We start from the raw sequence: 6,533 nt of genomic DNA, 5'->3' as shown, positions 1-6,533 counted from the left end.
TATAGTGGGTATATCTTCCACTGCAATTTCTCTTTTGGTTGGTTCTATGGCTTCTTATGGAATATCGAGATTCAGATTTAAAGGTCGGAAGGTTCTTTCATATTCTTTTCTTGTGTCTCGAATGATACCGCAAATAGCATTAGCGGTTCCATTATTCATGGTTTTTGACTCACTTTCTATGACTGATTCTTATATTTCTCTCATATTAGCGCATACGAGTTTCAATATACCTTATGTGATTTGGTTATTATTGCCATTCTTCAGTTCAATTTCGATTTCTTTCGAAGAGGCAGCACGTGTTGATGGGTGTAATAGAAAGCAGATTTTCTGGAAGATCTTTTTGCCGCTCACAGCACCTGGTTTGGTAGTTGCAGCCGTATTTGCATTTATCATGTCCTGGAATGAATATATATATGCCCTTGTGCTAACAGGCAATACGACAAAAACTGCTCCAATTTCCGTGAATGGTTTCATGGGACAATATGCTCCAAAATGGGGGCAACTTGCTGCTGCTGGAACCATAATACTCATCCCGGTGATTATATTTACACTCACCCTTCAGAAATATATTATCGGTGGATTAACCGCTGGTGGCGTAAAAGAGTAAATACAATTGGAAATGCTATTTATATATAGAAGTGTCACAAAAAAGGTGAGCCTCCAAAATTTCAACGGTGGTAACATTGAGATAACCTAAACCAAGAAAGTTGGCTGTTATTGTTAGCTGTTACTGATTTTTGGGACACCCTATTATAAATAGATAACACAAGAATTATGGTAATAACGCCCAAAAAGTTTTAAATATCAATATTTTTACCCGTGTATAAAATGTAGCTACGTTAGTTGTTACTTATAATTAGCAAACCTTCCGCCAAGCATAGCTACTGTAAGAATCATTTTAAGAACATCAGGATAATTTGAAGAAACGTATTTAACAGTTCTTCCAGCAATTCTTTTAAGTCCCGGGATCACTGAAACTGCATCGGCAATTACCGTGGTGCAGAGATCTATTTCAAGCACGGTTTCAGGAGCTGGTTTTAAAGCTTTTAGGTCTGGCAGTTTATCAAGCAACTCTTTAAATGCTTTTGAGTAGTTCTCTTTTACTATATCCGGGTGATAAACTTTTGCTGAAAACCTGCCTATTCCTTCTTTGGTCTGTACATAAGGTACATCCAAGAAGCCTTTTAGCTGATGGCGCAGGATATCATCTCCTGAGACAAGCCCAACAGGAACACCATGCCATCCCGCGAAATAAGTGTTTATTTCAACTTCACCCACTTCAGTTCCATTTAGTCTTATGTTGTAAATTGCAGATGATGAATAGGAATGGTCCATAACTCCGTGCCAGGAACCTATTCTGGCATGATATCCAATAAACATCACAAGATTAAAGGAGCTATCAAGCCCTTCCATCATGTAAAAGGGCCGGGGATAGCCCCTTATCCAGCTGATTCTTTTGTCATTAATCGCTCCATAACGCAGGTTTTCGCCCCTTGCGTGAGAATCGCAAATGACTATTTCTTCTATCTGGTTGTTTAATGGAGAGTTTTGAATTTCTTGTATCAACCAGTTGAGCTCCGTATCTTGCATCGCAGTCCATTCTCTTCCTGTGGGCGGTTCCATCTCGTTCCAGGAAACAACTCCGGCGACGCCTTCCATATCAGTCGATATGTATATTTTCATTGCTCTTCCCCCTCTCATTAAAAGGACTAAATAAGCTACTGAAATTAATTTAGTGGATCAAGAAATATTTTTATCAGTCATATGCTTTCATAATTGCTTTGTCTTCATCCATAAGATGTTTTGCAATTGAATACATCTTAGCTTCATCCCAGAAAGACAGTTTTTTGTGCGCGGTGTAGTATTTCAAAGGTATGGGATGCGTTCCGATTACTACCGGGATTTCGTAATGGCTTTCTATGAATTCTTTGAAATGGGTAATCCATGGACAAGGTGGATATCCTACAACAAGCCCTGTTGCCAGATGAATCACTTCAGCACCGTTGTTTATCATCTCCTGAGGCACGTACTCGACATTTCCTCCAGGGCAACCTCCACAAGTCGAATATCCCACAATTTGGAGTTCCTCATCTTTTGGATATATTGTAAAACCGCCTACATGTTCTCTCATTGCCTTAAAGCATTTTCCACCACCACAATTCTGATAGCGTGCGCAAATGATGATACCGATTTTCTTCATTTTGCTTCCTCCCTTTTCAAGCTTTTAAACACCACTATAATCATAGCACCCTCTATATAACAAAAAGCAGGCGGATTTTTCCGCCTGTTTTTTGATTATTTCAAACTAAGGTTATTAAGTCTTCTAATTCTTCTGTTACACCTTTTAACGGCGATTTTCGAGACTTCGCTTCGATTATTGCCTTCATCAAATCGTATATCATCCACCATAACCAACGATCAGTGAATACGAAAAGCTTTTGTACGAATTATCGCATGGTATTCGTAGACAAGTTTGCACTTAAACCGACAAGTATTGAAATAGTTTAGCTAATTAGACTAATCGCCGTCTTGAATTGGTATAATTATTTTTAGATGATTAAAGGTCAAAAAGCGTAACAAATGGATTTTTCTCTGCAGCTTTACTCAGACATCACAGACTTTTTGAATACGCAATAATGAAAAGGAAGGTGGGGGATATTATGATCGGACTGGTGGTTGACTCCGGATGCGATTTACCAGGTGAATATGCCGAAAAGGAGTTTGTTGAAGTTGTACCCTTGAAAATAATACTAGATGGAAAAGAGTACAAAGACAATGAAGATTTATCAACAGAAGCTCTGCTTTCTTACATGGAAAACGCACTACCAAAAACTTCTTTACCCTCTTTTGATGATGTGAATTCTTGTTTTGAAAGCTTGTATGAAAGGGGATACAAAGAGATAATTGTAGTGAATATCTCCAGCGGCCTAAGCGGCACTCATAATTTCTTCAGGGTTGTTGCCGATGAGTTTATGAAAAAACACGATGATGCTAAAGTCGAACTCATAGATACAAAGAACATTTCTATTGGAGCAGGGTTTATTGCCATAAAGAGTATAAACATGATAGAAAAGGGTGCTAAATTCGATGATATTGTTAAAGCATTAAAAGCTTCTGTAAAGAAGTCAAAGGTCTTTTTCTGTGTACCCACGTTGAAATATTTGAAAGCTGGCGGAAGAATAGGCAAAGTCAGCGCCACAATTGGCGATATCTTAAACCTGAAGCCAGTTATAACGGTAAATGAAGACGGTATATACCATAGCATTGCAAAGGCTCGAGGCATGCAACGGGCTATCAAAGAGCTTTATAAAAAACTGAAAGAATTTGTTGATGCTTCAGAGGTAGAGCTCGCGGCTATTTATACCTCAGACAGTAGCGAAGAAACCAAAAAGCATGTGGCATTCTTGAACAAAAGCTTTTCTGCCGATGGTATCAAGGATATTATTTATGGGAGTGTTACCCAATCACTGGTTTGTCATACTGGTGTGGGGCTTGTGGGTATTGGGGCTTTGTTGAAAGGTTAAAATTCTTATCACGAAAGCCATAACAGCACCTGGAATGGAGAGTATTTAAGAAAGCAGCAGCTTTTGAAGAAAAGCGAAATTACTTTGAGATTACCAGATGTACCCCTTTTCAAACTTCGATTTTACTATCTTCAGCTTTCTGGGGATATCGATGTTATACGGGCAGCGCTGAGAACACACTCCGCATTCTGTACATTCGCTAACGCCTGGTGAAAGGGTCTGATATTCTAACCTCGCCTGTTTTTCACTTTGAAACCAATGGGCAAGCCTATCCCTTAATGCATAATCTTGGACATCTTCATATTCACCATTGAGCATCTGGCGGTCAAAACGCCCTTCTGCAAGAAAAAACGCAGGTATGTTTATTCCTTCAGGGCAGGGAAGGCATTCAAGGCAGAGTCTGCACACGTAATTGCCGAGTTCCGGGGCAAGCCTTTGAAGCTCTGCAAGTTCGAGCTCATCATACACGGGTAAGTCAAGAACCTCGATATCCCTTTTCAACTGATCCAAAGAGTTGATGCCGCTTACGATACAGGAAACCGGCAAGGTCTTTACATATCTGAAGGCTCTTTCAACACTTCTGAAAAGGAAGCCATCAGCAAGGGGTTTCATGGCAATGATTCCAATGTTGTTTGAAAGGGCAAAAGGAAGCACTTTTGTCTCAATTTCGGGAAAGTTAAAGCGGTCATAATAGTTGAATTGGGTCATGAAAAGGTCAAAGGGATATTCCTTTAAGGCACGCAATAATGTACCACCATAACCGTGGCTTGTTATGCCAACAAACCTAACCAGGCCTTCAACTTTTGCCCACTCAAGAGCTTCAATCGCACCACCTGAGGATATTATTCTATCCCAATCTTTATCGTCTGTAACCGCATGTAAGAAGAGAATGTCCACATGCTTTCTGTTGAGGTTCTTCAGACTTTTAAGAAGCTCTCGTTTGGCTTCTTCAGCTGTTCGTTTTCCCGTTTTGGTAGCAATAACCACCCCTGAAGAAGGAAGGACCTTTGACAGCTTCCTTTCGGATTCGCCATTCCCATAAGCATGGGCAGTTTCAAAGTAGTTTCCGCCGGCATCAAGGTAAATTTTCACCAATCCTCTTATTTTCTCAAGGGATATTTCCAGAAGATGAAATCCTCCAAGCCCCAGGAGCGATATTTCAAGACCGGTTTTACCTAATTTTCTGTACTCCATTATCTATCCCCTCTTATTATGTTCCATAATTCCCATTTGAAAATCTCTGAATGTTTTATATGGGGAAGAAAGTATGTAGCATAGATAAAGAAAGCTCCTAATACGATTACCGCGATTTTTGGAAAAGGTAAATCCCTTTAGTGGGGTTCATTTTCAGGGTTGTGTTATAACAATGCGCATCACAAAAATGAAAGCGCTTTTCACGTCACCACCCTAAAGCGCAAGTATCATTCCTTTCATTCCCGCATAAGTCGCCATAACAGGCCCCATAGAATTTACAATAACTTCTGATCCAAAACGTTTTAAGGCTTCACTAATGAAAAGCGCGTCTTCTAAATTGTCCACATGCGTAATCCCAAATATTCTCCCCGGTTCAGGATTTAGATTGTTTATTATTTCGAGTATCGCTTCTCTGAACCTCTTCGTTCCACGGACTTTTTTCAACATTTTAACTTCACCCTCAACACCGTGGAGAATGACTTTTATATTCAATAGCTTTGCAACTGTTCCTTGAACCCTGCTCAATCTACCGCCTTTTACAATGTTCTCCAGTGTATTGAGGGGTATTATTATCTTCACTGATTTTCTGTATCTTTCAAGCTCTTTGAGAATTTCATTCATTTTTTTTCCAGCTTGTGATAGTCTCGCAGCCATGAGCACCTGAATCCCGTGAGACAGAGAACCGGCGAGAGAATCAAACACAACAGCTTTGTTGCCACTTATGTCATTTCCAACCAATGCTGACTGATATGTTCCACTCAGTTTCGAGGATATGGTAATACACAAAGGTTCATTGCCTTCGTCTATGATTTTTTTGAAGACATCAGCAAACATAGCAGGAGGTGGTTGCGAAGTCTTGGGAAGCGTTTTGGCCTTTTGCATCTTTTGCCAGTACTCTTCGGGCGTTATATCCTTACCCTCAATATATCGTTTGCCATCAATCTCAACGCTGAGAGGAACAACTTCAATACCATATTCTCTCACTATCTCCTTGGGAAGGTCACAAGAACTATCCGTGATTATCTTTATCAAACTGATCATCCTCCAATATAGAATGAATTTCAATTTAATTATATCGCATCGAAGAATGATAACAAAGTTTTGCAGTGGTATTGCGAAAAAGGAAGCCAATGAAAGTTATTGCTTTTTATGATTGAATTTCTTCTTTGAAATAAGGCCAATCTGAATGCACTTTTCAAAAATGCTTATCAGGTGGGAATCATATTTTATGCCGGATAGTGATTTTAACTCCCTGAGAGCATCTTCCCAGCTCATAGCATCTCTGTATGGGCGCTTTGAGGTCATAGCATCGAAACTATCTACAATCCCAATAATCTGTGCTTCCAGGAGTATCTCATTTCCCTTTAAACCCTGTGGATATCCAGAGCCGTCTATACGCTCATGATGTTGAAGTATGATATCCAAAATATATTCAAGCGAAGTCCCCTTTACCATTTGTGCACCTTTTTCCGGATGCTGCTTTATATATTCAAATTCTTCAGAAGTCAGTTTTCCAGGTTTTTTTAAGATCTCCTCAGGCACATGGACTTTTCCAATATCATGAAAGAAAGCCCCCATGAGCAGTTTTTCCATCTGCTCTTCGGAGAGCTTCAGCATTTTCCCAACAGCATAAGCAAAATCTCTTACCCTTTTGCCATGTCCATGTGTATAGTTATCTTTCTCTTCAACATGCACAACTATTTCCTTCAATTCTTTTATTTCCTTGCTCAAGGAGGAAAATATAGGTTTTGAAGTAACATAAAGAAGTACGGTATCTTCAAATGTCCTTAGCTCAACGTTTTCCTTTAGGTTGTA

At 39.6% G+C, this 6,533-nt stretch carries 7 protein-coding genes; 2 read left to right on the top strand and 5 right to left on the bottom strand.

Annotated features, from left to right (window positions below):
• On the top strand, window positions 1-607 hold a 607-nt coding region (locus tag AC3LHT_RS07630; protein ID WP_488662469.1), incomplete at its 5' end, for a carbohydrate ABC transporter permease.
• Between the two features lie 239 nt (window positions 608-846).
• Here the strand turns inward: AC3LHT_RS07630 and AC3LHT_RS07625 are convergent.
• Window positions 847-1,683, bottom strand: coding sequence for a M55 family metallopeptidase (locus AC3LHT_RS07625; RefSeq protein WP_488662468.1), 837 nt, complete (start codon window positions 1,681-1,683; stop codon window positions 847-849).
• Window positions 1,684-1,756: 73 nt separating this feature from the next.
• A complete protein-coding gene (locus AC3LHT_RS07620; RefSeq protein WP_290647093.1) occupies window positions 1,757-2,200 on the bottom strand; it encodes a CGGC domain-containing protein in 444 nt (147 codons plus the stop codon).
• A 460-nt stretch (window positions 2,201-2,660) separates the two neighbouring features.
• Between AC3LHT_RS07620 and AC3LHT_RS07615 the strand changes: the two genes are divergently transcribed.
• The gene (locus tag AC3LHT_RS07615; protein ID WP_488662467.1) at window positions 2,661-3,524 is read left to right on the top strand and encodes a DegV family protein; all 864 of its coding nucleotides are present in this window, start codon (window positions 2,661-2,663) and stop codon (window positions 3,522-3,524) included.
• A 90-nt stretch (window positions 3,525-3,614) separates the two neighbouring features.
• On the opposite strand, the gene AC3LHT_RS07610 is transcribed toward AC3LHT_RS07615, so the two are convergent.
• From AC3LHT_RS07610 to AC3LHT_RS07600, 3 genes are all read right to left on the bottom strand, one after another.
• A complete protein-coding gene (locus AC3LHT_RS07610) occupies window positions 3,615-4,718 on the bottom strand; it encodes an aldo/keto reductase (protein WP_488662466.1) in 1,104 nt (367 codons plus the stop codon).
• A gap of 213 nt (window positions 4,719-4,931) precedes the next feature.
• A complete protein-coding gene (locus tag AC3LHT_RS07605) occupies window positions 4,932-5,759 on the bottom strand; it encodes a DegV family protein (protein ID WP_488662465.1) in 828 nt (275 codons plus the stop codon).
• Window positions 5,760-5,855: 96 nt separating this feature from the next.
• Window positions 5,856-6,533: HD-GYP domain-containing protein (locus tag AC3LHT_RS07600; protein WP_488662464.1), on the bottom strand; the 678-nt coding region annotated here is incomplete at its 5' end.

Source organism: Kosmotoga sp., from assembly GCF_982836095.1.
This window is presented reverse-complemented; position numbering and strand designations above follow the sequence as displayed.